At 67.8% G+C, this 25,979-nt stretch carries 23 protein-coding genes; 20 read left to right on the top strand and 3 right to left on the bottom strand.

Going from position 1 to position 25,979, the window contains the following annotated elements; genetic code table 11:
- Positions 1–20: 20 nt before the first annotated feature.
- The 6 genes from AAG565_RS02920 (at position 21) to AAG565_RS02945 (ending at position 7,253) form a co-directional block, all read left to right on the top strand.
- Complete coding sequence (locus AAG565_RS02920; protein WP_348818046.1) at positions 21–593, top strand: hypothetical protein; 573 nt, start codon at positions 21–23, stop codon at positions 591–593.
- 4 nt (positions 594–597) lie between these two features.
- Positions 598–1,785: a 2-methylaconitate cis-trans isomerase PrpF gene (prpF, locus tag AAG565_RS02925; RefSeq protein ID WP_348818047.1), complete on the top strand. Its 1,188-nt coding sequence runs from the start codon at positions 598–600 to the stop codon at positions 1,783–1,785.
- A gap of 13 nt (positions 1,786–1,798) precedes the next feature.
- Positions 1,799–2,662, top strand: coding sequence for an SDR family oxidoreductase (locus AAG565_RS02930; protein ID WP_348818048.1), 864 nt, complete (start codon positions 1,799–1,801; stop codon positions 2,660–2,662).
- 127 nt (positions 2,663–2,789) lie between these two features.
- A complete protein-coding gene (locus AAG565_RS02935) occupies positions 2,790–4,415 on the top strand; it encodes a carboxyl transferase domain-containing protein (protein WP_348818049.1) in 1,626 nt (541 codons plus the stop codon).
- 11 nt (positions 4,416–4,426) lie between these two features.
- The gene (locus AAG565_RS02940) at positions 4,427–5,242 is read left to right on the top strand and encodes an enoyl-CoA hydratase-related protein (RefSeq protein WP_348818050.1); all 816 of its coding nucleotides are present in this window, start codon (positions 4,427–4,429) and stop codon (positions 5,240–5,242) included.
- A gap of 13 nt (positions 5,243–5,255) precedes the next feature.
- Complete coding sequence (locus AAG565_RS02945) at positions 5,256–7,253, top strand: acetyl-CoA carboxylase biotin carboxylase subunit (protein WP_348818051.1); 1,998 nt, start codon at positions 5,256–5,258, stop codon at positions 7,251–7,253.
- 101 nt (positions 7,254–7,354) lie between these two features.
- Here AAG565_RS02945 and AAG565_RS02950 read toward each other — a convergent pair whose 3' ends face one another.
- Positions 7,355–8,875 (bottom strand): thrombospondin type 3 repeat-containing protein, encoded by a 1,521-nt coding sequence (locus AAG565_RS02950; protein WP_348818052.1) that lies wholly within the window; start codon positions 8,873–8,875, stop codon positions 7,355–7,357.
- Between the two features lie 237 nt (positions 8,876–9,112).
- Here AAG565_RS02950 and AAG565_RS02955 point away from each other — a divergent pair, with 237 nt between their 5' ends.
- Positions 9,113–10,621: a hypothetical protein gene (locus tag AAG565_RS02955; protein WP_348818053.1), complete on the top strand. Its 1,509-nt coding sequence runs from the start codon at positions 9,113–9,115 to the stop codon at positions 10,619–10,621.
- Between the two features lie 115 nt (positions 10,622–10,736).
- Here AAG565_RS02955 and AAG565_RS02960 read toward each other — a convergent pair whose 3' ends face one another.
- Both AAG565_RS02960 and folD read right to left on the bottom strand, forming a co-directional pair.
- Positions 10,737–11,882: an acyl-CoA dehydrogenase family protein gene (locus AAG565_RS02960; protein ID WP_348818054.1), complete on the bottom strand. Its 1,146-nt coding sequence runs from the start codon at positions 11,880–11,882 to the stop codon at positions 10,737–10,739.
- A 105-nt stretch (positions 11,883–11,987) separates the two neighbouring features.
- Positions 11,988–12,833: a bifunctional methylenetetrahydrofolate dehydrogenase/methenyltetrahydrofolate cyclohydrolase FolD gene (gene folD, locus AAG565_RS02965; RefSeq protein WP_348818055.1), complete on the bottom strand. Its 846-nt coding sequence runs from the start codon at positions 12,831–12,833 to the stop codon at positions 11,988–11,990.
- A 124-nt stretch (positions 12,834–12,957) separates the two neighbouring features.
- On the opposite strand from folD, the gene ccmA reads away from it, so the two are divergent.
- The 13 genes from ccmA (at position 12,958) to odhB (ending at position 25,818) form a co-directional block, all read left to right on the top strand.
- Complete coding sequence (gene ccmA, locus AAG565_RS02970; protein WP_348818056.1) at positions 12,958–13,575, top strand: heme ABC exporter ATP-binding protein CcmA; 618 nt, start codon at positions 12,958–12,960, stop codon at positions 13,573–13,575.
- On the top strand, positions 13,572–14,237 hold the full coding sequence (gene ccmB, locus AAG565_RS02975; protein ID WP_348818057.1) for a heme exporter protein CcmB: 666 nt from the start codon (positions 13,572–13,574) through the stop codon (positions 14,235–14,237). Before ccmA ends, ccmB begins: the two co-directional genes overlap by 4 nt.
- An 18-nt stretch (positions 14,238–14,255) precedes the next feature.
- Positions 14,256–14,987 carry a heme ABC transporter permease CcmC gene (ccmC, locus tag AAG565_RS02980; RefSeq protein WP_348818058.1) on the top strand — a complete coding sequence of 244 codons (732 nt, stop codon included), beginning with the start codon at positions 14,256–14,258 and terminating at the stop codon, positions 14,985–14,987.
- 24 nt (positions 14,988–15,011) lie between these two features.
- Positions 15,012–15,155: a heme exporter protein CcmD gene (gene ccmD / locus AAG565_RS02985; protein ID WP_348818059.1), complete on the top strand. Its 144-nt coding sequence runs from the start codon at positions 15,012–15,014 to the stop codon at positions 15,153–15,155.
- Positions 15,152–15,652 carry a cytochrome c maturation protein CcmE gene (ccmE, locus tag AAG565_RS02990; protein ID WP_348818060.1) on the top strand — a complete coding sequence of 167 codons (501 nt, stop codon included), beginning with the start codon at positions 15,152–15,154 and terminating at the stop codon, positions 15,650–15,652. The genes ccmD and ccmE overlap by 4 nt, the downstream gene beginning before the upstream one ends.
- Complete coding sequence (locus tag AAG565_RS02995; protein WP_348818061.1) at positions 15,649–17,616, top strand: heme lyase CcmF/NrfE family subunit; 1,968 nt, start codon at positions 15,649–15,651, stop codon at positions 17,614–17,616. Before ccmE ends, AAG565_RS02995 begins: the two co-directional genes overlap by 4 nt.
- A complete protein-coding gene (locus AAG565_RS03000) occupies positions 17,616–18,158 on the top strand; it encodes a DsbE family thiol:disulfide interchange protein (protein WP_348818062.1) in 543 nt (180 codons plus the stop codon). Before AAG565_RS02995 ends, AAG565_RS03000 begins: the two co-directional genes overlap by 1 nt.
- Before the next feature lie 17 nt (positions 18,159–18,175).
- Positions 18,176–18,634, top strand: a complete 459-nt coding sequence (locus tag AAG565_RS03005) for a cytochrome c-type biogenesis protein (protein ID WP_348818063.1) — start codon at positions 18,176–18,178, stop codon at positions 18,632–18,634.
- Complete coding sequence (ccmI, locus tag AAG565_RS03010) at positions 18,631–19,857, top strand: c-type cytochrome biogenesis protein CcmI (RefSeq protein WP_348818064.1); 1,227 nt, start codon at positions 18,631–18,633, stop codon at positions 19,855–19,857. The genes AAG565_RS03005 and ccmI overlap by 4 nt, the downstream gene beginning before the upstream one ends.
- A 27-nt stretch (positions 19,858–19,884) precedes the next feature.
- Positions 19,885–20,739: a MaoC/PaaZ C-terminal domain-containing protein gene (locus AAG565_RS03015; RefSeq protein WP_348818065.1), complete on the top strand. Its 855-nt coding sequence runs from the start codon at positions 19,885–19,887 to the stop codon at positions 20,737–20,739.
- A gap of 35 nt (positions 20,740–20,774) precedes the next feature.
- A complete protein-coding gene (gene galU / locus AAG565_RS03020) occupies positions 20,775–21,677 on the top strand; it encodes a UTP--glucose-1-phosphate uridylyltransferase GalU (protein ID WP_348818066.1) in 903 nt (300 codons plus the stop codon).
- Positions 21,678–21,704: 27 nt separating this feature from the next.
- On the top strand, positions 21,705–24,554 hold the full coding sequence (locus AAG565_RS03025; RefSeq protein ID WP_348818067.1) for a 2-oxoglutarate dehydrogenase E1 component: 2,850 nt from the start codon (positions 21,705–21,707) through the stop codon (positions 24,552–24,554).
- 73 nt (positions 24,555–24,627) lie between these two features.
- Positions 24,628–25,818 carry a 2-oxoglutarate dehydrogenase complex dihydrolipoyllysine-residue succinyltransferase gene (odhB, locus tag AAG565_RS03030; RefSeq protein ID WP_348818068.1) on the top strand — a complete coding sequence of 397 codons (1,191 nt, stop codon included), beginning with the start codon at positions 24,628–24,630 and terminating at the stop codon, positions 25,816–25,818.
- The last annotated feature ends 161 nt before the right edge of the window (positions 25,819–25,979 follow it).

Here is a 25,979-nt window from a genome sequence, read left to right on the forward strand (position 1 = left end):
AACCGTCGCGAGGGCCTGACATGACCGTCCTGCGCTGCACCGCCAAGCTGCTCAAGCGCCTGCGCCAGCCGGCGAAGCTGCCGGAGCCGCCTGCCGCGGACAACCCGCTCGGCGAGTGGTATGCGGACATCGACTTCATCGACCGCGAGCCCTTTGCGCTGCTGCTCAATGCCGCGACCGGCGCGACGCTGGTCCTGCCGGCACGTGCGGCCGACCTGCGCGACCTGCACGTGCATGCCGGTCAGCAGTTGTTCAAGCTGTTCGCGCACTTCGGCCTGGATCCGCAACTGCCGCTGGTCGGCGCCGAGCTGCGCGCATGGGAGGCACCGCCGACCTGCGCCAACACCCGTGACCGTAGCCTGCTGGGTTCCCTGAACCGTCTCCGCTTCGAGGCCTGGCATCACTTCGCGTACCGCAATCGTTCGCTGCCCGAAGCCGCGGCACAGCAGTGGGACGGGTTGTTCCGCCATCCGTCCCTCGTGCAAGACGGCCGCCGCTATGGCCATCATGCTTGGCAGCGCCCTGTCGATCTCGTCCGTGCGCGCCTGCTCGTGCCGGCCGATGTCCATTCCAGCGTCCGCACTCTGCATTGAACCCATGACTCACGTGCCCCAGATCAAGGTTCCCGCCACCTACATGCGCGGGGGGACGAGCAAGGGCGTGTTCTTCCGCCTGCAGGATCTGCCCCTGCGCTGCCAGCAGCCCGGCGAGGCGCGCGACCGCTTCCTGATGCGCGTGATCGGCTCGCCGGACCCTTATGCCGCGCACATCGACGGCATGGGCGGCGCGACGTCGAGCACCAGCAAATGCGTGATCCTGTCGAAGAGCACGCAGCCCGATCACGATGTCGATTACCTCTACGGCCAGATTGCGATCGACAAGGCTTTCGTGGACTGGTCCGGCAACTGCGGCAACCTGTCCACCGCGGCCGGCGCGTTCGCGATCCACGCCGGCCTCGTCGATCCCGCACGGATTCCGCACGACGGCACCTGCGTCGTGCGCATCTGGCAGGCCAACATCCGCAAGACGATCATCGCCCACGTGCCGGTCACCGGCGGGCAAGTGCAGGAGACCGGAGACTTCGAGCTGGACGGCGTGACCTTTCCGGCCGCCGAGATCGTGCTGGAGTTCATCGATCCGTCGGACGATGGTGACGAGGGCGGCTCGATGTTCCCCACCGGCCATCTCGTCGATGAGCTGGACGTGCCCGGCGTCGGCAGGCTCAAGGCGACGATGATCACCGCCGGCATCCCGACCGTGTTCGTCAATGCAGGCGAGATCGGCTGCACCGGCACCGAGCTGCGCGAGCAGATCAACAACGATCCGCAGGCGCTGGCCAAATTCGAGGCGATCCGCGTCGCCGGTGCGTTGCGCATGGGTCTGATCAAGACGCCGGAGGAGGCGCAGAAGCGCCAGCACACACCCAAGATCGCGTTCGTCGCGCCGCCGCGCGACTACGTCGCGTCCAGCGGCAGGACGATCCGGGCGGGCGATATCGACCTCAACGTGCGCGCGCTGTCGATGGGCAAGCTGCACCACGCGATGATGGGCACCGCCGCGGTGGCGATCGGCACCGCGGCCGCGATCCCCGGCACGCTGGTGAACCTGGCCGCCGGCGGCGGTGTCCGCGATGCGGTGCGCTTTGGCCATCCGTCCGGCACGCTGCGCGTCGGCGCGGCTGCCGCACAGGTCAACGGCGAGTGGGTCGTCAGGAAAGCGATCCTGTCGCGCTCGGCGCGCGTGCTGATGGAAGGCGCCGTGCGCGTGCCCGGCGATGCGTTCTGAAGGAGGCTGACCCGTGCCCTATCGTTCGGTATTCCGCGCCGGCCTGTTCGCCGGCCAGACCATCGTCGTCACCGGCGGCGGATCCGGCATCGGCCGCTGCACGGCGCACGAGCTGGCGGCGCTCGGCGCGACCGTGATCGTCACCGGGCGCAAGGCGGACAAGCTCGACGCCGTCGTCGCCGAGATCCGCGAGGATGGCGGCACGGCCGCGAGCCATGCCTTCGACATCCGTGACGAGGAGGCCGTGAAAACGACGGTCAAGCAGATCCTCGCCGAGCACGGCAGGATCCACGGCCTGGTCAACAACGCCGGTGGCCAGTTTCCGATGCCGCTGGCGATGATTTCCAAGAAGGGCTGGGAGGCCGTCGTCGCCAACAACCTCACCGGGGGCTTCCTGGTGGCGCGCGAGGTCTATACGCAGTGCATGAAGAAGCACGGCGGCGCGATCGTCAACATGATCGCCGACATGTGGGGCGGCATGCCGGGCATGGGGCACAGCGGCGCGGCGCGGGCCGGCATGCTCAATTTCACCGAGACCGCCGCGATCGAATGGGGCGTGTCGGGCGTGCGCGTCAACGCGGTGGCGCCCGGCTACGTCGCCTCCAGCGGCATGGATCACTACGACCCGAACTTCGCCAGGGAAGTGATTCCCAGGCTGGCCGGCCTCGCGCCACTCAAGCGCATGGCCGAGGAGGCGGAGGTCAGCAGCGCCATCGTGTGGCTGCTGTCCGAGGGCGCGGCTTTCGTCACCGGGACCTGCATCAAGATCGATGGCGGCAGCAGCCTCGGGGCCAAGGCCTTCCCGTTGCTGGATCACCAGAACTCCACGCCGTACCAGGGCTTCCACCGCGCGGTCAAACCCAAGGCGCTGGGCTGAGCCGGAACCGGTCGTCGGGTCGCGGAAGGCGCGGCAGGCGAGCGTGTAGTAATCGAGATTGTTCTCGAATGACGCGGTAAATAAAGGTAAAAATATCGGCACCAAAGGCGTCCTGGAGGAGACGGAAGTGCCGATTATCGAATCGCGGGTCGATCCGTCCGATGCCCAGTTCCGGCAGAACCGCGAGGGCATGCTCAAGCTGATCGACGACTGGCGTGCGATCGAAGCCAAGGGCCGGGCCGAGGAGGAGGGCAAGCGCAGTCGCTTCCACCGGCGCGGGCAGATCCTGCCGCGCGAGCGCGTGCAGCTGATGCTCGACCGCGGCTCGCCGTGGCTGGAACTGTCCACGCTGGCCGGTTACCGCATGCACGACGACAAGGATGGGTCGCAGGCGGGCGGCAACCAGATCGCGGGCATCGGCTATGTGTCGGGCGTGCGCTGCATGCTCGGTGCCTCCAACTCGGCGATCAAGGGCGGCACGGTCACACCGTGGGGCATGCACAAGGGCCTGCGCATGCAGGAGATCGCGCTGCAGCAGAAACTGCCGGTCGTCTCGATGATCGAGTCCGGCGGCGCCAATCTGATGTACCAGGCCGAGCTGTTCATCCCCGGTGGCCGGACCTTCGCCAACCAGGCGCGACTGTCGGCCGCCGGCATCCCGCAGGTGACCGTCGTCCACGGATCGAGCACCGCCGGCGGTGCCTATCTGCCCGGCATGTCCGATTACGTGGTGATGGTGCGCAGGAATGCCAAGGTGTTCCTCGCCGGGCCGCCGCTGCTCAAGGCGGCCACCGGCGAGATCGCCAGCGACGAGGACCTGGGCGGCGCGGAGATGCACTGCCGGATCGCCGGGACCAGCGAGTTCATCGCCGAGAACGATGTCGATGGCATCCGCGTGGCGCGCGAGATCGTGCGCAATCTGAACTGGAACGCACAGCGTCCGCGCCTGGACCTGCTGCCGATTCGCGCGCCGCTGTACGACATCGACGAACTGTGCGGCGTCGTGCCGCCGGATTACCGCAAGCCCTTCGACTGCCGCGAGGTGATCGCACGCATCGTCGATGGTTCGGAATTCCTCGACTTCAAGACCGAGTACGACGAGCAGACCATCTGCGGCCGCGCCGTGATCCACGGGCACGCCGTCGGCATCATCTCCAACAACGGTCCGATCACGGTCAAGGGCGCCACCAAGGCGGGTCAGTTCATCCAGCTGTGCTGCCAGTCCAACATGCCGATCGTCTATCTGATGAACACGACCGGCTACATGGTTGGCACGGAGAGCGAACAGGGCGGCATCGTCAAGCACGGCTCCAAGATGATCCAGGCCGTCGCCAATGCGACGGTGCCACAGATCACGATCGTCATCGGCGGATCGTTCGGTGCGGGCAACTACGGCATGTGCGGCCGCGGCTTCGACCCGCATTTCATCTTCGCCTGGCCCAACGCGCGCACGGCGGTGATGGGCGGCGAGCAGGCGGCCGGGGTGATGGAGATCGTCACGCGCGAGAAATGGGCCAAGGAAGGCAAGCAGCCCGGCGAGGCGGACGAGAAGATGCTGGCGATGTTTCGCCAGAACATCATCCATCAGTTCGACAAGGAATCGCACGCCTTCGCCGCGACCGCGCGCCTGTTCGACGACGGGCTGATCGACCCGCGCGACACTCGCAGGGTGCTGGGGCTGTGCCTGTCGATCACGCGCGAGGCCCAGGCGCGGCCGCTGTCGCCGAACACCTACGGTGTGGCGCGTTTCTAGGAGCGATGCGCATGGAACTTCCCGAATGCAGGACGCTGTTGCTCCGGCTGGAGCAGGGCGTGCTGTGGCTGACGCTGAATCGTCCCGACGCGCGCAACGCCATGGACATGGACATGCTCGCGGAGATCGGTGCGGTGTTCGCACGGATCGCGGAGGAGCCGGGGTGCGTGCGCGCCGTGGTGCTGCGCGGCGCCGGCGGGCATTTCTGCGCCGGTGGCGATCTCAAGGGCATGCTCGCCGGAGGCGTGAAGCTGCCCGCGACCGGCACGGACGATCCGATCATGGCGATGAACCGCGCCTTCGGCGCGATGCTGCGACAGGTCGCACAGGCTCCGCCGGTGGTGATCGCGGTCTGTGACGGCGCGGTGATGGGCGGCGGCTTTGGGCTCGCCTGTGTCTCCGACGTCGCCTTCGCACACGTCGATGCGAGGTTCGGTCTGCCGGAGACCACGCGCGGCTTGCCGCCGGCGCAGATCGCGCCGTTCGTCGTCGAACGCATCGGTCTGACCCAGGCGCGCAGGCTGTGCCTGACCGGTGTGACGATCCGCGGCGGCGACGCGCTGCGTCTGGGCCTGGTGCACGAGGTGTTCGAAGACGAGGACGCGTTGCAGACACGGCTGCGGGACACGCTCACACAGGTCCGCCAATGTGCGCCGCAGGCCAATGCGCTGACCAAGCAGATCCTGATGAATGCCGCGCGCCTGGAGATCGACGCGGTGCTCGACGACGCGGCGCGCAAGTTTGCCGCCAGCGTGCGCGGCCCCGAGGCGCCGGAAGGCATCGCGGCCTTCATGCAGAGACGCGCGCCCAGTTGGTCTCAGCCCTGAGGAAGCCGGGAAGATGATTCGATTCTCGAAGGTTCTGGTCGCCAACCGTGGCGAAATCGCCGTGCGGGTGCTCCGCAGCGCCAGGAAGCTCGGCTACACGACGGTGGCGGTGTACAGCGAGGCCGACCGTGACGCCATGCACGTCACCGAGGCGGACGAGGCGGTGTGCATCGGCCCGGCACCGGCGCGTGACTCCTATCTGGCGATCGACAAGATCGTCTGCGCCGCGCGGCTCGCCGGCGCTCAGGCGGTCCATCCGGGCTACGGCTTCCTGTCGGAGCGTGCCGAGTTCGCGCAGGCGGTGCAGGAGGCCGGCCTGGTCTTCATCGGTCCGGATCCGCATTCGATCGCGGCGATGGGCAACAAGTCGGCGTCGAAGATCCGCATGGCCGCCGCGGGTGTCCCGTGCATTCCCGGCTACCAGGGCGACGACCAGTCGGACGAGACGCTGCTCGCCGAGGCACGCCGGATCGGTCTGCCGGTGATGGTGAAGGCTGCGGCCGGTGGCGGCGGGCGCGGCATGCGCCTGGTGCACGATGACGCGCACCTGGCGGACGCGATCCGCTCGGCGCGCAGCGAGGCCGCCAATGCATTCGGCAGTGGACAGCTGCTGATCGAAAAGGCGGTGCTGCACGCGCGTCACGTGGAGATCCAGGTGTTCGGCGACCGCCACGGCAACGTGATCCACCTCGGCGAGCGCGACTGCTCGGTGCAGCGCCGCAACCAGAAAGTGGTCGAGGAGGCGCCCTCGCCCGCGGTGGACGAGACGCTGCGCGCGCGCATGGGCGCGGCGGCCGTCGCAGCGGCGCGAGCGGTCGATTACGTCGGCGCCGGCACGGTCGAGTTCCTGCTCGCGCCGGATGGTGCGTTCTACTTCCTGGAGATGAACACGCGCCTGCAGGTCGAGCATCCGGTGACGGAACTCGTGTACGGCGTCGATCTGGTCGAGTGGCAGTTGCGCGTCGCCCAGGGCGAGGCATTGCCGTTGACGCAGGAGGAGGTGCTGGAACGCCGGCGCGGCTGTGCCATCGAAGTGCGCCTGTGCGCCGAAGATCCGGCGCAGAACTACCTGCCGCAGACCGGCCGCATCCTGAAGTGGGAGGCGCCGACCGGTGCGGGCGTGCGCGTGGACAGCGGGCTCCGCGACGGATGGATCATCAGCCCGCACTACGACTCGATGCAGGCCAAGATCATCGCCTGGGGCGAGGATCGCCACATCGCGCGCATGCGACTGCTCAAGGCGCTCGATGACACGACGCTGCTGGGCGTGGTCAGCAACAAGTCCTATCTGCGCGACATCCTCGCGCACGACGCCTTCGCGGCCGGCGAGGTGTCAACCGCGTTCATCGGCCATCACTTCCCGCACGAACGGATCGCCGCCGAGCACCCGGCGGCGGATCATGTCGCGCTCGCTGCCGTGGCGCTGTATCTGGACGACGCGCGCAGTCTGGCGCTCGCGCAGGGACTGTCCTCCGACTTGATCGGCTGGCACAGCTCGCATCCGGTCGCGGCTGGGATGCGCCTGAAGTGGCGGGACCGCGAGTACGCGCTGGAGGTGATGGTCCACGAGGGGCACAGGTACACGGTTCACCTCGACGGGCAGACCTTCACGTTCGAGGTCTGCCGCAGTAGCGCGCATGCATTCCAGTACACGCGCGGCGGACTCGCCGGACAGGCGCGATTCGCGCGTGACGGTCATCAGGTCTGGCTGGAGGCCGAAGGCCGCTGCCACGGCTATCTCGACGTCACGCTGGCCGCCGCGCAGGCACTCGCCGCCGGGTCCGACGGCCGGCTCCATGCGAATTCCGACGGCAGGATCGTCGCGGTGCATGTGGCGCCCGGACAACCGGTGGAGAAGGGTCGGGCGCTGGTCGTGCTGGAAGCCATGAAGATGGAGTTCCAGCTGGCGCTGCCGGTCGCCGGTACGGTCGTCGCCGTCCATGTACAGCCGGGGCAGCAGGTCAAGAACCGGCAGCTGCTGGTGCAGCTGACGCCCGGTCCCGCCGGCTGAGCTCTCCTGCCGCTCCAGTGACCGGCTGACAGCCACGCAAACAAGAAACCCCCGCCGCGTTGCCGCGGCGGGGGTCGTGCATCGCCACTCCGGGGCGCCGCTTACTCGATCACCTTGAGTTCCACGCGGCGGTTCTCCTCGCGGCCCGCGTCGGTCTCGTTGGTGGCGATCGGCCGGCTCTCGCCGTAACCCACCGGCTTCATGCGCTTGCCCTTCACGCCGCGGCCTTCGAGATAGACCTTGACGGCATTGGCGCGGCGCTCGGAGAGGCCGAGGTTGTAGGCGTCGCTGCCGATGGCATCAGTGTGGCCTTCGAGCTCGACGTCGATGTTGGGGTAGGCCTGCAGCGTCTGCGCGACTTCGTTGAGGATCTCGCGCGCGGCCGGCGTGAGCCGATCGGAGTCGAACTCGAACTTCACGCCGCGCAGGATGAAGTTCTTGTCGATCGCGCAGCCGTTGGCATCGGCCTGTTCACCCGGACGCGGCTTGCGGCAATCGCCGGTCAGCGCGCAGCCGTTGGGCAGGACCTTGGCGCCCGCGGGCGTCCTCGGGCACTCGTCCATGTAGTCGGGGACGCCGTCGCCGTCGGAATCGAGCGGGCAGCCGTCAGGGCCGACCGGGATGCCCGGCGGCGTGCCGGGGCACTTGTCGAGTTCGTCGGGGATGCCGTCACCGTCGCGGTCTTCGAGCGAGCAGCCTTCCGCGTTGACGCGGGTGCCGGGGCGCGTGCCGGGGCACTTGTCGAGGTAATCGGGCACGCCGTCGCCGTCGGAATCGAGCGGGCAGCCATTGGTATTGACCGGCACGCCCTTGGGCGTGTTCGGGCACTGGTCGCGGCTGTCGGGCACGCCGTCACCGTCGCTGTCGAGCTCGCAGCCGTCCTTGCCGACGAGCACGCCCTTGGGCGTGTTCGGGCACTTGTCGAGATAATCCGGCACGCCGTCGCCATCGAGGTCCATCGGACAGCCGTCGGAATACACGGCGACGCCCTTGGGCGTGTCCGGGCACTTGTCGCGCGAATCCGGCACGCCGTCGCCATCCTGGTCGTAGGGATCGGCGCCGAACTTGTACGACACGCCCACCGCGCCGGACCACAGGTAGAACACGTCGTCCGGGACGGTCACACCGTTCTCGGTGGTCTCGCTGATGTAGTCGAGGTTGTAGCGCACGTCGAGACGCGCGTCCCAGCGCTCGGTCAGCTTGAACAGCGCGCCGCCGCCGGCGCCCAGGCCGACACCGTTGATGCCGCTGACAGTCAGGAAGTCGATCGTGTGGCCGTTGCCGTTGATCAGCAGGTACGGACGGATCTTGGCGGACTCCGGCGCAAAGAAGCCGACGGCGTTGACGCCCAGCGTCCAGCGCTTGTAGATGTTGCCCGCTGGCAGGTGGCTGACATCGAGGCCGCTGTAGTTGGCTTCGACTTCCAGGTTGAGCAGCGGGCTGATGGGCTTGCCGAGGATCAGGCCGCCGAAAATGCCGGCGTCCTGCTCGTTGCTGTCCGACACCACGCCGCCGATCATCGGCGCGACGTACCAGCGGTCGTCGAACTCCTTGCCCTGGGCAGCGGGTACGACGGTCCCCAACAACAGCGCGACGGCGCTCAGCCATGCGTGCTTCGGCATCTGCAATCTCCAGTCCCTGATTTAGCGTTGATCCCCAACGAACATGAGGAATGTCCGGTTCGCCGACCCCTGGCTGCGCATGCTGGTTCTCAGTATGCGGAGCCGCAGGTCACTCTTCGGCAGCACTCTTCACGGCAACTTGGAATGCATTATGATGTCACGCAGTGATGCCGTAAATAAGAGAACGGCTTGGCGTTGTCGGTGGACACTTCACTCAATACGGTGGGAGCCCCTTTGATGAAAGCGTTTCGCGCATGGGCACTGATGCTCGCAGCAGTCCTCGCGGGCTGCGGTGATGGCAGCATCCAGAGCCCGGACTTCACGACCCAGTTGGTGAGCCTGCGTGTCGAAGTCGACCGATCGAATCCAGCCCTGGGTGAGACGGTTCAGTTCACCGCGATCGGAACCTTCACCAATCCGCCCGGCTCGGCGACGGAGACCTACGAGCAGGCCGTCACAAACGTGAACTGGACGTCGAGCAACGACAGCGTGCTGACGGTCAGCGCCTCCGGCGCGGGCACGACGGTCGCGCAGGGCACGGTGACGGTGACCGGCGAACGCGATGGTGTTTCCGATGACGTCGTGGTGTCGGTCGGCGCGCCGCGCCTGACCAGTCTGGTGATCGAGCCGCCCGCCGCATCGATCCCGCTGGGGGGGGCCACGAACTATTTCGCGCGCGGTCGCTACACCGACAACGTCACGCGTGATCTGCCGCCGGGATCGACGGTCAACTGGACCATCGTCAATCCCGACATCGCGACGCTGACGCCGACCACCGGCGTGACCACGCGGGCGGATTCGACGGCGATCGGCAGCACCACGGTGCGCGCGACCACGCCGGCACCCGGCGGCGGCACCCTGTCGGCCAACGCCGGCCTGACCGTCACCGGCGCGACGCTCAGCGCGGTCGAGTACGTCAAGCCGGCGGGCTTCACCAAGACTGACGACAACAAGTACACGGTGTTCGTCGGTGATGTGCCGTTCGAGATCTACGGCAGGTTCTCCGACAACTCGGTCCAGCAGCTCAGCGGTGCCAACTACACGGTCAACTGGAGCAGCTCGGCGCCGGCGGTGATCAACAATCCTGGCAGCGACGCGCAGTTCCAGGCGCTGTCGCTGGGCAGCGCCGACGTGACCGGCCGCGTGACCAATCCGCCGGGCGCCGTGCCGGATTCGGCCGTGGCCAACGTGACGGTCGCCCCGGTGAATCAGTTCTGCGTCACCGAATTCGTCAATCCGCCGGCGGTCGCCCGTGCGAGCAGCAGTAATGCCTGCGTCGCACCGGCGTGCACCGTGTCGCAGCCGGGCAATGTCGTCGATGGCAACCTCGAGTCCTATGCGACGCTGACGGTGAACCTGGGGCTGCTGATGCAGGCCAGTCTGGGGATCGACGTCTATGACACCACGCAGCAGAAACTGGTGGTCGGTCAGCGTGCCGGCTTCGCGGTCAGCCGGCCGTCGTCGCTGCTGTCGCTGGACCTGCTGGGTTCACTGACCATCGACACGCTGCAGTGCGCACCCGACAACACTTGCACCGTTGTCGAAAGCTTCGACGGCCAGTCCACACTTCTAGGGTTAGACCTGCTCGGCCTGATCGGTGGGCAGGAGGTGTCCCTGCTGTCGACCCCTCCACTGGCACAGTCTGCCAATGGTTTGCGTCTAATCTACCAGGCAGACGCGCTGGTTGCTCTGCTGACTGCAGTCAATGTGCATACCGCCTGTCCGGTGGCGGTGCCACCGCAGTAGCGCGGTGGTTTGACCGATACGAGGGGCGCTGCGGCGCCCCTCGTCGTTTGCGACACGGTGTCGCGAGCCCGACGCCGGCGGGCGAGCGCGGGTGCGGGCGCTGCCGCCGACCGCATCAGTAGCCGAGCTGACGGGCTGCCAGGTCCTTCATGACTTCCTGCGATCCGCCGCCGATGGTGAGGACCTTGGTCTCGCGGTAGATGCGTTCGACCTTGCTGCCCTGCAGATAGCCGGCGCCGCCGAGGATCTGCATCGCCTCGTTGGCGACCCATTCCAGCATCGTCGTCGCATGGTTCTTCAGCAGGCAGACTTCGGCGACCGGCATCTGCTTGTTGCTCACCCGCCACGCGAGCAGATCCAGATGTGCCTTGACCGCGTCGATGCGCATGCGCATGTCGGCCAGCTTGTGGCGGATGACCTGGTTGCGGATCAGCGGCTTGCCGAAAGTCTCGCGGATACGGGCGTAGGCGAGGGCCTCGTCGTGGCAGACCTGCGCGAAGGCCCAGGCCTGCGCGGCGAGCATGATGCGTTCCTGGTTGAAGTTCATCATGATCGCCATGAAACCGGCGTTCTCCGCACCGATGCGGTGGGCGACCGGGACGCGGCACTGGTCGAAGTAGAGCGTCGCGGTGTCCGAGCACCACCAGCCCATCTTCTTCAGTGGGCTGCGCGACAGGCCCGGCGTATCGCCCTCGATCACCAGCAGTGACACGCCGCCCATGCCCGGTCCGCCGGTGCGCACGGCGGTGGTGATGAAGTCGGCGCGTATGCCGGAGGTGATGAAGGTCTTCGAGCCGTTGACGATGTAGTGATCGCCGTCGCGTTCGGCGCGTGTCTTCAGATTGGCGACGTCCGAACCGCCGGAAGGTTCGGTGATCGCCAGCGCGGCGATCTTCTCGCCGGCGAGCACCGGCGCAACGAATCTCTGCTTCTGCTCGTGCGTGCCGGCGTGGACGATCGGCGGCGTGCCGATGCCGTGCGACATCAGGCTGGCGATCACGCCGCCGCTGCCGGCGCGCGCCAGTTCCTCGGTGAGGATGATGGCGTAGAACAGATCGGGCACCTCGACGCCGCCGTAGGCTTCCGGGAAACCGATCTGCAGCAGACCGGCCTCCGCCGCCTTGCGGTGCAGTTCGCGCGGCAACTGTTCGTCCTTTTCCCAGCGCTCGATGTGCGGCGCGATCTCGCGCTCGACGAAGCGGCGCGCCTGCTGGCGGAACGATTCGTGTGCGTCGGTCAGAAATGGATGCACTGAGGTCATGCCGATTACCGTTGCGCCGGGCGTGATTCGCCTGCGTCCAACCATAATCGCTTCAGGACCGGACCGCCATGGGGGAATGCGGCGGTAAGGACGGTTACGACGACGCTAGCCGCCGGCCGCCTGCAAGGTGTTCTGCATCAGCATCGCCACCGTCATCGGTCCGACGCCGCCGGGCACCGGCGTGATCCAGGCCGCGCGTTCACGCGCTGCTTCGAATTCGACGTCGCCGACCAGCTTGCCGGATTCCAGGCGGTTGATGCCGACGTCAATCACCGTCGCGCCCGGCTTGATCCACGCACCCTTGACCAGCGCGGGTTTGCCGACCGCGACGACGAGGATGTCGGCGCGCGCGACCTCCGAGGGCACGTCGGCGGTGAACCGGTGGCAGCAGGTCGCCGTCGCGCCGGCAAGCATCAGCTCCAGCATCATCGGGCGGCCGACATGGTTGCTGGCCCCGACGACGACCGCGGTGCGTCGCTTGAAGGTTTCACCGGCCGAACGCAGCAGTTCCATCACGCCGAACGGCGTGCAGGGCCGCAGCAGTGGCCGGCGCTGCGCCAGTCGTCCGAGGTTGTAGGGATGGAAGCCATCGACGTCCTTGGCCGGCACGATGCGCTCGGTGACCTGGGTTGCATCGAGATGGGCGGGCAGGGGCAGCTGGACGAGGATGCCGTCGATGTCGGGGTCGGCATTGAGCGCGTCGATCGCGGCGAGCAGCTCGGCCTGCGTGACCGTCGCCGGGAAATGCAGCGGCACCGAGCGGATGCCGACCTTCTCGCAGGCGAGGCGCTTGTTGCGGACATACACCTCGGAGGCCGGATCGTTGCCGACGAGGACGGTGGCGAGCGCCGGCGCGCGCAGGCCGCGCGCGGTGCGCGCCTGCACGCCGGCGCGGACACGCTCGTGTACGGCTGCGGCCACGGCTTTGCCGTCGATGAGGTTTGCGGTCACGGCGGATCGGGTGCGGAAGGGGGCCGTATTGTACGGGCTGATCGGGGGCGCCGATCAGGTGCATGCGACGCGCCATCCCGTACACTACGCGCCTTTCGCCGCCGTCCGCGCCTCACGAACCGCCGTGCACCGCCTGCAGATCAACCAGTTGTGCGTGAATCGCGGCGATCGCGTGCTCCTCTCGGACCTGAGCTTCGCGCTGTGCGCGGGCGAACTCCTGCATCTGCGTGGCGCCAACGGCACCGGCAAGACGACGCTGCTGGAGGTCCTGGCCGGCCTGCGGCGCGCTGGATCGGGGAGAATCGCGACCGAGCCGGCGGAACTGGGCCGGCACTGGATCGGACATCGCAACGCACTGTCGCCACCGCTCAGCGCGGTGGAGAACCTGCAGTTCTGGTGCGGGCTCAATGGAGCCGATGCATCGGGCGTGGGTCCGGCGCTGGATCGCCTCGGTGTGCCGTCCGGCGCGCGCCGCCGCCCCGTGCGGACCTTGTCCGCCGGCCAGAAGCGGCGCAGCGCGCTGGCGCGCCTGCTGCTCGCACCGCGGCCGATGTGGCTGCTGGACGAGCCGCTGGACGGGCTCGATGGCGGTGGCATCGCGCTGTTCGCCGATCTGCTCGCGGCGCACCTGCGCAGCGGCGGCATGGTCGTCATGACCAGTCACCAGGCACTGCCGGCCGGTTTGCCCGGCGTCCGCGCGCTGGATCTGCAGGGGATGCGGCGTCCCGGGCGGCGGACATGAGGGCCCTGCTCGCGACAGGCCTGCGCGAGCTGCGCCTGGCGGCGCGCTCGCGTGCGGACTGGCTGATGCCGCCGTTCTTCCTCGCGGTCGTCGTCACCCTGTTCGGTCTGGGCGCGGAACCGAACGACCCGCGCCTCGCCGCATTCGCCCCGGCGATCGTCTGGGTCGCGGCCCTGCTCGCGGCGCTGCTGACGCTGGAGCGCCTGTTCCGCGCCGACTATGACGACGGCACGTTGGAGCAGCTGTGCCTCGCGCCGACCCCACTTTACCTGACCGTCCTGGTCAAGCTGGGCACGCACTGGCTGCTCAGCGGCCTGCCGCTGGTGCTGCTGTCCGTGCCGTTGGCGGCAGGTCTGGGCATGAGCGGCGCGCCGCTGTGGACGCTGGCGGCAGGGCTGGCGCTGGGCACGCCCTGCATCAGTGCGGTCGGCGGTTTCGTCGCGGCGCTGACCGTCGGCCTGCCGCGCGCGGGGCTGCTGCTGCCGGTGCTGGTCCTGCCGCTGATCACGCCGGTGGTGATTTTCGGCGCCGGCGCGGTGCGCAGCGCGCAGCAGGGCCTGGATGCCAGCGCTCCGCTATACTTCGTCGCCGCGATTCTGGCGCTGGCCATGAGCCTGGTTCCCTGGGCCTGCAGCACTGCGCTGCGCAACGCCTTCGACTGATTCTTCAACAGACCCGCCATGTGGACCTGGTTCCATCGCCTCGCCTCGCCGCCGTACTTCTTCCGGCTGGCGGAACGCTGGGCGCCGTGGATCGGCGCCGTGTCGCTGGCGCTGCTCGCCTGGGGCTGGATCGGCGGGCTCGTGTTCGCTCCGGCCGACTACCAGCAGAAGGATGCCTTCCGCATCATCTACGTGCATGTGCCGACTGCCGCGGTTTCGCTGTCGCTTTACACGCTGATGGCGGTCGCCGGCGCGATCGCGATCATCTGGCGCATGAAGCTCGCCGAGAGCGTGCTGGTGTCTGCCGCACCGGTGGGCGCGAGCATGACGGCGGTGGCGCTGGTGACCGGCATGCTGTGGGGCAAGCCGATGTGGGGCGCGTATTGGGTCTGGGACGCACGGCTGACTTCCGAACTGGTCCTGCTGTTCCTCTATCTGGGCGTCATCGGGCTGTACCAGGCCTTCGACGATCCGCGGGCCGGCAGCCGCGCCTGCGCGCTGCTGGCGATCGTCGGCGTCGTCAACGTGCCGATCGTCAAGTACTCGGTGGACTGGTGGAACTCGCTGCATCAGACATCGACCATTCTCAAGCTCGGCAAGCCGACGATCACGCCAGAGATGGGCGTCCCGCTGTATGCCGCAGTGGCGGGGACCTTCCTGTTCTGCGCTTACGCGATCCTGCGCCGCGTGCAGAACGAGCTGCTGTGGCGCGAGCGCGGTACCGCGTGGGTCGCGGAACTGGGGCGCTGAGCAGCGGTCTGCTCGGAAGCGATGATGGATGCGAACTTCTGGTACATGAGCGGCTACGCACCCTACGTCTGGGGCAGCTTCGGCTTTGCCGCGGCGGTTTTTGGCTGGAACTGGTGGGCGCCGCGCGCGCGGCGGCGTGAGCTTTTCGAGGCGGAAGAGGACCAATGACCAAACGGCAACAGCGGATGGTGGCCGTCGCGGCGCTCCTGATCGGCATCGGCATCGCCGCGGCGCTCGCGTTCACCGCGTTCCGCCGGAACATGATGTACTTCTACACGCCCAGCGATCTGGTCGCGCACACCGTGCCAACCGATGCCAAGCTGCGGCTCGGCGGTCTCGTCGTCGCCGGTACGGTGCAGCGCGGCGCGGGCCTCGAAGTGAGTTTCACACTGGCCGACTGCACCGAGTCGGTGCCGGTCCACTACACCGGCATCCTCCCGGACCTGTTCCGCGAGGGACAGGGTATTGTCGCGACCGGCCGTCTCAAGCCGGACGGCAGCTTCGTCGCCGACGAGGTGCTGGCCAAGCACGACGAGAACTACATGCCGCCCGAGCTGGCGAAGTCCCTGAAGACGGCTGACGGCAAGCACTCCTGCGCGCCGTTCAAGAGCGTCTCGGGCGCCTTCCATGAGATGCCGCGCGCCGGCTCGCGGCTGCCCGCATGATTCCCGAACTCGGTCATTTCGCACTGCTCGCCGCGCTGGCCGTGGCGTTGATCCAGGCGCTGGTTCCGATGCTCGGCGTGTGGCGACGCGAGCCACGCTGGATGGACGTCGGCGCGTCGGCCGCACAGGGTCAGTTCGTGCTGGTGCTGCTGGCCTATCTTTGCCTGACCTGGGCCTTCGTCGAGCGCGACTGGTCGGTGGTTTACGTCGCGGCCAATTCACACTCGCAGCTGCCGCTGATGTACCGCATCAGCGCCGTGTGGGGCGCACACGAAGGATCGATGCTGCTGTGGATGCTGATGCTGACCGGCTGGGCGGCCGCCGTGTCGGTGTTCAGCCGCAGCCTGCCGCGCGACGTGCGCGCGCAGGCGCTGGCCGTGCTCGGCTTCCTCAGCGTCGGCTTCCTGCTGTTCATCCTGCTGACCTCCAACCCCTTCGACCGGCACTTCCCGGTGCCGGAGGACGGCCGCGATCTCAACCCGCTGCTGCAGGATCCGGGCCTGGTGTTCCATCCGCCGCTGCTGTACATGGGCTATGTCGGATTCTCGGTGGCCTTCGCGTTTGCGATCACGGCCTTGCTGAGCGGGCGGCTCGATACCGCCTGGGCGCGCTGGACCCGGCCGTGGACGACGGCCGCCTGGCTGTGCCTGACGCTGGGCATCACACTGGGTTCGTGGTGGGCGTATCACGAACTGGGCTGGGGCGGGTGGTGGTTCTGGGATCCGGTCGAGAACGCCTCGTTCATGCCCTGGCTGGTCGGCACCGCGCTGATCCACTCGCTGGCGGTCACCGAAAAGCGCGGACTGCTGAAATCGTGGACGGTGCTGCTGGCGATCGTCGCCTTCGCGCTGTCCCTGCTCGGCACCTTCCTCGTGCGCTCGGGTGTGCTCGTCTCGGTGCACGCCTTCGCCACCGATCCGGCGCGCGGCGTTTTCATTCTCAGTTTTCTGGCCGTCGTGCTGGGCATCGCCTTCTGCCTGTATGCCTGGCGCGCACCGCGCTTCGCGTCCGAAGGGGAACTGCAGCTGTTGTCCCGCGAGGGCCTGCTGTTGCTCAACAACGTGTTCCTGGTGATCGCGGCGGCCGCCGTGCTGATCGGCACGCTGTACCCGCTGGTGGTCGATGCGTTCAAGCTCGGCAAGATCTCGGTCGGCCCGCCGTATTTCAATGCCGTGTTCCTGCCGCTGACCGCGCCACTCGCGTTTCTGATCGGACTGGCGAGTGTCGTCGGCTGGAAGCAGGCACGCGGGCGCGACGTGCTGCGGCGCGTGCGCTGGCCGCTGGCCGTGGCACTGCTCGCGGGACTGAGCCTGCCCTGGCTGCTGCAGCGGCGCTTCGAGCTGATCGCGGCGGCGGGCGCCTTTCTGGCGCTGTGGACGATGGTGATGGCCTGCGAGGAGCCCTGGCGGCGCTGGCGTGCGCGCCGCGCCGCGGGCCTCGCGCAGATCCCTCGGGCGATCTGGGGCATGAGCCTGGCGCATTTCGGCCTCGGACTGTGGGTGCTCGGCGTGACCTTCGTCAGCCTGTACAGCATCGAGCGCGACGTGCGTCTCGGGCCGGGGCAGGGTGTCGAGCTGCTCGGCTACCGCTTCGCCCTGCAGAAGGTCGAGCCCTATGCCGGGCCGAACTACGACGCCGACCGCGCAACGGTCGAAGTCAGCCGCGACGGCGTGCGGGTGGCCGAGCTGCAGCCCGAGAAGCGCCTGTATCGCGCCCAGCGCAGCGTGATGACCGAGGCGTCGGTCGATCACAATCCGCTGCGGGATCTGTACGTCGCCCTGGCGGAACCGCTGGGCGGCGGTGAATGGGCGCTGCGCATCTACGTCAAGCCGATGATGCGCCTGGTCTGGTTGGGCGGCGTCCTGATGGCAGTGGGTGGCGGGCTGGCCGCCTCCGACCGCCGTTACCGGCTGGCCCGGGCCGCCGTGCAGCGTGCCGCCGCGACGGACGGAGTTCCGGCCTGATGCGCTTGCCGCGGCATGCGTGGGCCATCCTGCCCGTGGCGGTGCTGCTCGGGCTGGTGGTGCTGTTCGCGGTGGGTCTCCGCCACGATCCGCGCCTGGTGCCATCCCCGCTGATCGGCAAGCCGGCTCCCGCATTCGAGCTGCGGCAGCTCGGAACGCAGACGATCCATCGGCGCGACGATCTGCTCGGCCGTCCGGTGCTGGTGAACTTCTTCGCGAGCTGGTGCGCCGCGTGCCGCGACGAGCACCCGCTGCTGATGGAGCTGTCGCGGCGGGGCGTGGAGATCATCGGCATGGACTACAAGGACACCGACGCGGACGGCGAACGCTGGCTGCGGCTCCACGGCAACCCGTACCGGACCGTGCTGGCCGATCCGGAAGGGCGCGCAGGGCTCGATTGGGGCGTGTACGGCGTACCGGAGACCTACGTGCTCGATGCGCAGGGAATCATCGTTTACAAGCAGATCGGACCGCTGGACGCGCAGACCTGGCGCGACACCATCGCCCCGCTGCTGGCCGCGGTTCCGGCGCAAGGCCGATGATGCGAGAGCTCACACGGATGCGGACCTGGCTGCGCGCGGTGCTGCTGGCGCTGTGCGCGGTCGGTGGTGTGCACGCTCAACACGAGGACCTGACGCCTGAGCAGGCGCAGCGCTACCAGAAGCTGGTCAACGAGCTGCGCTGTCTGGTGTGCCAGAACCAGTCGATCGCCGATTCCAACGCGCCGCTGGCGGCGGACCTGCGCGATCAGGTGTACGTGCAGATCCGCGCCGGGCGCAGCGATGCCGAGATCAGTGCCTACGTCACCGAGCGCTACGGCGATTTCGTGCTGTACCGGCCGCCGTTCAAGCCGGCCACCTGGCTGCTGTGGATCGGGCCGTTCGCGCTGCTGCTGCTGGCCCTGGGAATCGCGCTGACGTTCGCGCGTCGGCGTACACGCGGCGCGAAGGCGGTGCGAGCGGATGCAGACCAGCTGCGCCGGCTACTGGAAGAGGACGGGCAAGGGGACCGGCGATGACGCTGTTCTGGATGGTGCTCATCGTCGTGCTGGCGGCGGCGATCAGCCTGCGGCCGCTGTGGTCGCGCCGCGCACCGGCGGGCGACGAGATCGGGCGGCGTGCGCTCAATGTCGCCAGTTATCGCAGCCGCCTCGCCGAGATCGATACCGAGGTGGCCGTGGGTTCGATCGGCGCCGATGCTGCGGAGTCCATGCGTCAGGAGGCTGCCGCACGCCTGCTGGAGGATGCTGGAGAGCCAGGCGTGCCGACCGCCGTGGCGGGCACACGGCGCTCCTGGTCGGTCGCCGGTGTCGGCATCGCGCTGATCGCAGCGGTCGGCGGGCTGGGCTACTACTTGGGCGGCAGCCGTGAGCTCGCCGCGTGGATCGACACGGCCCGCCAGGATCCCGCGGCGGCACAGCGGCTGGCGGTCGGCGCGATGGTGCGACGCCTCGAACAGCGCCTGGACAAGGCGCCGGACGATGCGGGCGGCTGGGCGATGCTCGGTCGCTCCTACTACGTGATGGCGCGCTACGCCGAATCCGCCGCTGCCTACGAGCGCGCGAATCGCCTGACCGCCGCGGCGCCCAACGCCGACTGGCTGGCCGACGAAGGCGAAGTCCGTGCGGCGCTCGGTGGGCACGATCTGCGAGGCCTGCCGCGCCAACTGTTCGAGCGTGCCACGGCGATCGACCCGCAGCAGCCCAAGGCGCTGTGGTATGCCGGCCTGGCGGCCGCCCAGGCCGGCGAATACGGTCTCGCCCTCGACCGCTGGCTCGCACTGCGCGCCACCGAACTGCCGGACGAGTTCCGCGACACGCTGGACGAGCAGCTCGGGGAACTCGCGCGACGGGCCGGCCGTGAACTGCCGGCGCCTACTGCGCCGGCCGCCACCGCGGCGCGGCTCAACGTGAAGATCGACGTCGATGCAGCGCTGGCCGGAGAGATTGCCGCCAGCGATGTCCTGTTCGTCGTCGCCCGCAACCCGGGTGGTGGCGGTCCGCCGCTGGCCGTGCAGCGCTTGAGCGCAGCCGACCTGCCGACGACGGTCACGCTCGACGACAGCAATGCCATGGCGCCGCAGTTCAAGCTGTCGAGCGCCGATCGCTGGGAAGTCGTCGCGCGGGTCAGCCGCAGCGGCACCGCGCAGGCGCAATCCGGCGATCTCGAAGGGCGCGTCACGGTGGGCCGCGAGGATGCGGCAGCGCCGATCCGGCTGCGGATCGACCGCCGTGTACCCTGAACCGAATACAACACTGCAGAGGACGCCATGACCACCCAGACCCTGTCACAGATACCCGACGCGCGCCGTCTGTTCCTGAAGGCGGCGACCACCATCGGCCGCCGGCCCAAGGGGCAGCCGAAACTGCCCGCGCTGGAGGTGGAGGTCAAGGACGTCGGCGTGGATGCTTCGCATCTGGCGTCCTACGCCGAAGTCTGCGGCTTTGCGAACACCGAACGCTTGCCGATCACCTTTCCGCACGTGATGGCCGGAGCGCTGCACCTGCATCTGCTGACGCAAAAGACGTTTCCGTTCCCGCTGCTCGGCCTGGTGCACGTCCGCAACGAGATCCGCCAGCAGCGGGCGCTGCGGCCGGACGAGCGTTTCGACCTGCGCGTGCGCGTCGGCGAGTCGCGTGCGGTGCGCCAAGGCATCGAGTTCGACCTGCTGACCGACCTGAGCATCGGCGAGGCGCCGGTCTGGACCGAGGTCAGCACGATCCTGCACCGGGTGCCGACGCCCAAGGCGGCGCCCGCGCCGCGTCCGGCACCGGCCCCGAGCGCGCTGTCCGACTACCGCAGCTTCACCGCGGCCGCCGACATCGGTCGTCGCTACGCACCGGTGGGTCACGACTTCAACCCGATCCATCTGACGCCGCTGGCCGCGCGTCTGTTCGGCTTCAAGCGTCACATCGCACACGGCATGTGGTCGCTCGCGCACTGTGCGGCGCTGCTGGAAGCCGAACTGCCGCAGGCGCCGCGCGAACTGGCGGTGCAGTTCAAGCAGCCCCTGTTCCTGCCGGGCCGCGTGACCCTGAAGTTCCGGCGCGGCGGCGACGGCATCGAGTTCGCGCTGCTGGCGAGCCGTGCGGACAAGGTCCATCTGACCGGTTCGCTGCGCTAAACTACCGCCCCTCCAAGAAAAGCAAGGGATCCGCGATGCGCATCCGCAAAGCCGTGTTTCCGGTGGCCGGCCTGGGTACCCGCTTTCTTCCAGCGACCAAGGCCAGCGCCAAGGAGATGCTGCCGGTCGTTGACAAACCGCTGATCCAATACGCGGTGCAAGAAGCGATCAGCGCGGGCGCCCAGGAACTGATCTTCATCACCGGCCGCTCGAAGAACTCCATCATGGATCACTTCGACAAGGCCTATGAACTCGAAGCCGAGCTGCAGGGGCGCGGCAAGGAGAAGCTGCTCGCCGCGGTGCAGGACATCGTGCCGCCGGGCGTGACCTGCATCTTCATCCGCCAGGCCGAGGCCCTGGGTCTGGGACATGCGGTGCTGTGCGCGTGGCCTGCGGTCGGCGACGAGGATTTCTACGTGATCCTGGCCGACGACCTGATCGACGGACGCCTCCAGCCGGCGCTGGCGCAGATGCACCGCGTGTACCAGCAGTACGGCACCAGTGTGCTCGCCGTGCAGCGCGTACCCAAGGAAGAAGTCAGCAGCTATGGCATCGTCGAGACCCAGCCGGTCGGCCCCGGACTCTCCGAGATCCGGCGCATGGTCGAGAAGCCGCGGCCCGAGGAAGCGCCGAGCAATCTGGCCGTCGTCGGCCGCTACATCCTGACGCCGCGCATCTTCAAGCTGCTGGAACGCACGCAGCGCGGTGCCGGCGGCGAGATCCAGCTCACCGACGCCATCAGCGCGATGCTGCAGGAGCAGACCGTGCTGGCCTACGAGTTCGAAGGGACGCGTTACGACTGCGGCTCCAAGCTGGGCTACCTGCGCGCCAATGTCGAGTACGGCCTCAAGCATCCCGAGCTGGCCGAGGACTTCAGGGCCTATCTGGAGCAGCTGACGGCCGACTGGAAGAGTGGAACCCAGAAAGTCCGGGCCTGAGCTGGAAGCGAGGCGCGAGGAATCTCCATGACCCAGAGCAAATACCAGCATTTCATCGAGTCCTCGTCGATCCAGGGCGCCAATGCGCCTTACGTCGAGGCCTACTACGAGCAGTTCCTCGACGACCCCGAATCGGTCGATGCCGACTGGCGCGCGTACTTCCGCCTGATCCAGGACCAGAATGCGCCGCGCGAGACCGCGCACAGCGAAATCGTCGCGCGCTTCGAACGTCTCGCCCGCGAGCCGCGCCGGGTCGTTGCCGCGGAGGCCGGCTTCGATGCCCGCGCCGCAGAGAAGCAGGCCGGCGTCCTGCGCCTGATCAACTACTACCGCGTCCGCGGTCACCAGGCGGCCAAGCTCGATCCGCTCGGACTCGCGCCGGTGCCGCGTGTGCCCGACCTCGATCCGGCCTTCCATGGCCTGGGGCCCGAGGACATGGATACGGTGTTCAACACCGGATCGCTGGTCGCGGCGGACCGGCTGCCGCTCAAGGAGATCATCCGCATCATCCGCGCCGTCTATACCGAGACCATCGGCGCGGAGTACATGTACCTGACCGAAACCGACGAGAAGCGCTGGATCCAGAAGCGCCTGGAGCCGATGGCGTTCCAGCCCAAGCTGACCCCGGCGCGCAAGCTCGAAGTGCTGCGTCAGCTGGTCGCCGCCGAAGGTCTGGAACGCTACCTGCACAAGAAGTACGTCGGCCAGAAGCGCTTCTCGCTCGAAGGCGGCGACGCGCTGATCCCGGCGCTCGACGAGGTGCTGCACGCCTGCGCGGTGCGCGACGTCGAGGAGATCGTCATCGGCATGGCGCACCGCGGTCGGCTCAACGTCCTGGTCAACATCCTCGGCAAGTCGCCCAAGGACCTGTTCGCCGAGTTCGAGGGCAAGTACCGCGAGGAGGACCTGAAAAAGGCCGGCGACGTGAAGTACCACATGGGCTTTTCGACCGACGTCGAAGTGGCCGGCAAGCGCCTGCATCTGGTGCTCGCATTCAACCCCTCGCATCTCGAAATCGTCAACCCCGTGGTCGAAGGTTCGGTCAAGGCGCGGCAGACGCGCCGCAATGACGACCAGGGCGACAAGATCGTTCCGGTGCTGATCCACGGTGATGCGGCGTTCGCCGGCCAGGGCGTGGTCATGGAGACGCTGCAGCTCTCCGAATCGAAGGGTTACAGCACCGGCGGGACGCTGCACATCATCGTCAACAACCAGATCGGTTTCACCACGCCCAACCCGATCGAAGCGCTGCCCGGCAAGGAGGCGCGCACCTCGCGCTACTGCACCGATCTCGCCAAGATGCTCGAAGCGCCGGTGTTCCACGTCAACGGCGACGATCCCGAGGCGGTGGCCTTCGTCACGCGTGTGGCGATGGACTTCCGCAACGAGTTCCACAAGGACGTCATCGTCGATATCTGCTGCTACCGCCGCTGGGGCCACAACGAGGCCGACGAGCCGTCGGTGACCTCGCCGCTGATGTACGAGAAGGTCAAGAACCATCCGACGCCGCTGACGGTGTATGCGCGCAAGCTCGAAGAGGAAGGCGTCTTGCCCAAGGGCGAAGCCGACCGCCTGGTGCAGCAGTACCGCGAGGGCTTGGACAAGGGCGAGAACATCGCGCGCGTGACGCTGGGCCTGGTCGGCAACAAGCACACGGTGGACTGGCGCAAGTACGGCGAGGGCAGCTGGGACACGCCGATCGACACGACGGTGACCCTCGACGCCCTGCGTGCGCTGTCGGCCAAGGTCCTGGAACTGCCGGAGGGATTCACGCTGCATCCGCGCGTGCAGAAGATCTACGAGGATCGCGCGCGCATGGCGGCCGGCGAGCTGCCGATGGACTGGGGCTTCGCCGAGACGATGGCCTACGCGAGCCTGGTCAACGAGGGATTCTCGGTGCGCCTGTGCGGGCAGGACGCGCGTCGCGGCACTTTTTTCCACCGCCACGCCACGGTGCATGACGCCAGGAACGGCGCGCGCCATACGCCGCTGCGCCACCTCAGCAAGGAGCGGCACCGCTTCGTCGTCAATGACACGCTGCTGTCGGAAGTCGGCGTGCTCGGCTTCGAGTACGGCTATTCGACGACCGATCCCGAAACCCTGGTCATCTGGGAAGCGCAGTTCGGCGATTTCGCCAACGGCGCCCAGGTCATGTTCGACCAGTTCATCTCCAGCGGCTATGCCAAGTGGGGACGCTGCTGTGGGCTGGTGACCTTCCTGCCGCACGGTTACGAAGGGCAGGGGCCGGAACATTCGTCGGCGCGCCTGGAACGCTATCTGCAGCTGTGCGCCGAGAACAACCAGCAGGTCTGCGTGCCATCCACGCCCGCGCAGATGTTCCACATGCTGCGCCGGCAGATGAAGCGTTCGCTGCGCCTGCCGCTGATCGTGATGACGCCCAAGTCCCTGCTGCGCCATCCGCTGTCCGTCTCGGGGCTCGACGATCTCACCCGGGGACGCTTCCAGACCCTGATCCCGGAAGTCGATGCGCTCGATGCGGCCAAGGTCACGCGCATCGTGTTCTGCTCCGGCAAGGTCTATTTCGATCTGTACCAGGCGCGGCAGAAGGAAGGGCTGAAGAACGTCGCGCTGGTGCGCATCGAGCAGCTCTATCCGTTCCCGCGCCAGGAATACGAAGCGGTGCTCGACGCCTACCCGAATGCGAGGGAGGTGCTCTGGTGTCAGGAGGAACCCGAGAACCAGGGCGCCTGGTACCAGATCAAGCATCGTCTCAGTGCTTATCTGCGGCCGCATCAACACCTGCTGTACGCGACGCGCAAGGGTTCGGCAACGACGGCGGTGGGCTACCTCAAGGTCCACCAGCGCGAGCAGGAAGAGGTGGTGCGCGCAGGCCTGAGCGGCGGCATCCGCATGTGAGCCAGGCCGGTGGTCCGGCGCGAAGCAACCAGAAATCCTGTCCAACAACGAAATAACGAGTCACGGAGCACGCATGGCGATCGAGATCAGAGTTCCCAATCTGCCGGAGTCGGTGTCCTCGGCCACCGTCGCGACCTGGCACGCCAAGGCCGGCGATGCGGTTCAGCGTGAACAGAATCTGCTGGATCTGGAAACGGACAAGGTCATGCTGGAAGTGCCTGCCGCCGAAGGTGGCGTCCTCGCGGAGGTCCGCGTGCAGGCCGGTGCCACGGTCAAGGCCGGTGATGTCCTCGGCCTCATCGAGACCGCGGCCCAGCCCGCACGCGCCGAGGCGCCGGCCAAGGCGAGCGCTGCGCCGGCGGCGGCCGACAACGATGGGCAGAGTCCCGCGGTGCGCAAGCTGCTCGCGGAACTCGGACTGTCGGCGGCGCAGATCAGTGGCACCGGCAAGGGCGGACGCCTGACGATCGAGGACGTCAAGGCATTCGCGGAGCGGCAGAAGTCGCAGCCTGCACCCGCGGCCAGGCCGGCGCAGGCGCCGACCGCATCGGTCCAGACCGGCGCGCGCGAAGAACAGCGCGTGCCGATGACGCGCATCCGGGCGCGCATCGCCGAGCGCCTGCTCGAGGCGAAGAACAACACGGCGATGCTGACGACCTTCAACGAGGTCGATCTCAAGGCGGTGTCCGAGCTGCGTGCCAAGTACAAGGACAGCTTCGAGAAGGCGCACGGTGTGAAGCTCGGTTTCATGTCCTTCTTCGTCAAGGCGGCGATCGAGGCGTTGAAGAAGTTCCCGGTGCTCAACGCCTCGGTGGACGGCAACGACATCATCTACCACGGCTACTACGACATCGGCGTCGCCGTCTCCAGCGAGCGTGGCCTGGTCGTTCCGGTGATGCGCGATGCCGATCAGCTGTCGATGGCCGAGATCGAGAAGACCATCGCGGATTTCGGCGCACGCGCGCGCGCGAACAAGCTGACGATGGAGGACCTGTCCGGCGGCACGTTCTCGATCACCAACGGTGGCGTGTTCGGCTCGATGCTGTCCACGCCGATCCTCAACCCGCCGCAGTCGGCGATCCTGGGCATGCACGGCATCACCGAGCGTCCGGTGGTCGTCAAGGGACAGATCGAGATCCGTCCGATGATGTACCTGGCGATGTCCTACGACCACCGCATCATCGACGGCCGCGAGGCGGTGCTCGGTCTGCGGACGATCAAGGAGTGCCTGGAGGACCCGGCGAAGATTCTGCTGCAGCTTTGAGGTTTCGCTGGACGCACGGAAGGCCCGCTCACGCGGGTCTTCTGCTTGTGCGCCCGGCACGGGCGCAGTCTTGGAGGTGTAAGTCCTCCGGTGAGCTGGCCACAGTAAGCCAAGCGAAGCGCAACTGCGGGAGGGTGACTGACCGTGGAGAGGAAGCGTGG

Source organism: Fontimonas sp. SYSU GA230001 (assembly GCF_040066175.1).
Lineage (GTDB): Bacteria > Pseudomonadota > Gammaproteobacteria > Nevskiales > Nevskiaceae > Solimonas.

Bases quoted from the DNA above. Each gene is read 5' to 3' on its own strand.
- AAG565_RS02920 (WP_348818046.1), top strand. From the start codon at position 21: ATGACCGTCCTGCGCTGCACCGCCAAGCTGCTCAAGCGCCTGCGCCAG.
- prpF (WP_348818047.1), top strand. From the start codon at position 598: ATGACTCACGTGCCCCAGATCAAGGTTCCCGCCACCTACATGCGCGGG.
- AAG565_RS02940 (WP_348818050.1), top strand. From the start codon at position 4,427: ATGGAACTTCCCGAATGCAGGACGCTGTTGCTCCGGCTGGAGCAGGGC.
- AAG565_RS02945 (WP_348818051.1), top strand. From the start codon at position 5,256: ATGATTCGATTCTCGAAGGTTCTGGTCGCCAACCGTGGCGAAATCGCC.
- AAG565_RS02950 (WP_348818052.1), bottom strand. From the start codon at position 8,875: ATGCCGAAGCACGCATGGCTGAGCGCCGTCGCGCTGTTGTTGGGGACC.
- AAG565_RS02955 (WP_348818053.1), top strand. From the start codon at position 9,113: ATGAAAGCGTTTCGCGCATGGGCACTGATGCTCGCAGCAGTCCTCGCG.
- AAG565_RS02960 (WP_348818054.1), bottom strand. From the start codon at position 11,882: ATGACCTCAGTGCATCCATTTCTGACCGACGCACACGAATCGTTCCGC.
- ccmB (WP_348818057.1), top strand. From the start codon at position 13,572: ATGAGGGCCCTGCTCGCGACAGGCCTGCGCGAGCTGCGCCTGGCGGCG.
- ccmC (WP_348818058.1), top strand. From the start codon at position 14,256: ATGTGGACCTGGTTCCATCGCCTCGCCTCGCCGCCGTACTTCTTCCGG.
- ccmD (WP_348818059.1), top strand. From the start codon at position 15,012: ATGGATGCGAACTTCTGGTACATGAGCGGCTACGCACCCTACGTCTGG.
- ccmE (WP_348818060.1), top strand. From the start codon at position 15,152: ATGACCAAACGGCAACAGCGGATGGTGGCCGTCGCGGCGCTCCTGATC.
- AAG565_RS02995 (WP_348818061.1), top strand. From the start codon at position 15,649: ATGATTCCCGAACTCGGTCATTTCGCACTGCTCGCCGCGCTGGCCGTG.
- AAG565_RS03000 (WP_348818062.1), top strand. From the start codon at position 17,616: ATGCGCTTGCCGCGGCATGCGTGGGCCATCCTGCCCGTGGCGGTGCTG.
- AAG565_RS03005 (WP_348818063.1), top strand. From the start codon at position 18,176: ATGCGGACCTGGCTGCGCGCGGTGCTGCTGGCGCTGTGCGCGGTCGGT.
- ccmI (WP_348818064.1), top strand. From the start codon at position 18,631: ATGACGCTGTTCTGGATGGTGCTCATCGTCGTGCTGGCGGCGGCGATC.
- AAG565_RS03015 (WP_348818065.1), top strand. From the start codon at position 19,885: ATGACCACCCAGACCCTGTCACAGATACCCGACGCGCGCCGTCTGTTC.
- galU (WP_348818066.1), top strand. From the start codon at position 20,775: ATGCGCATCCGCAAAGCCGTGTTTCCGGTGGCCGGCCTGGGTACCCGC.
- AAG565_RS03025 (WP_348818067.1), top strand. From the start codon at position 21,705: ATGACCCAGAGCAAATACCAGCATTTCATCGAGTCCTCGTCGATCCAG.
- odhB (WP_348818068.1), top strand. From the start codon at position 24,628: ATGGCGATCGAGATCAGAGTTCCCAATCTGCCGGAGTCGGTGTCCTCG.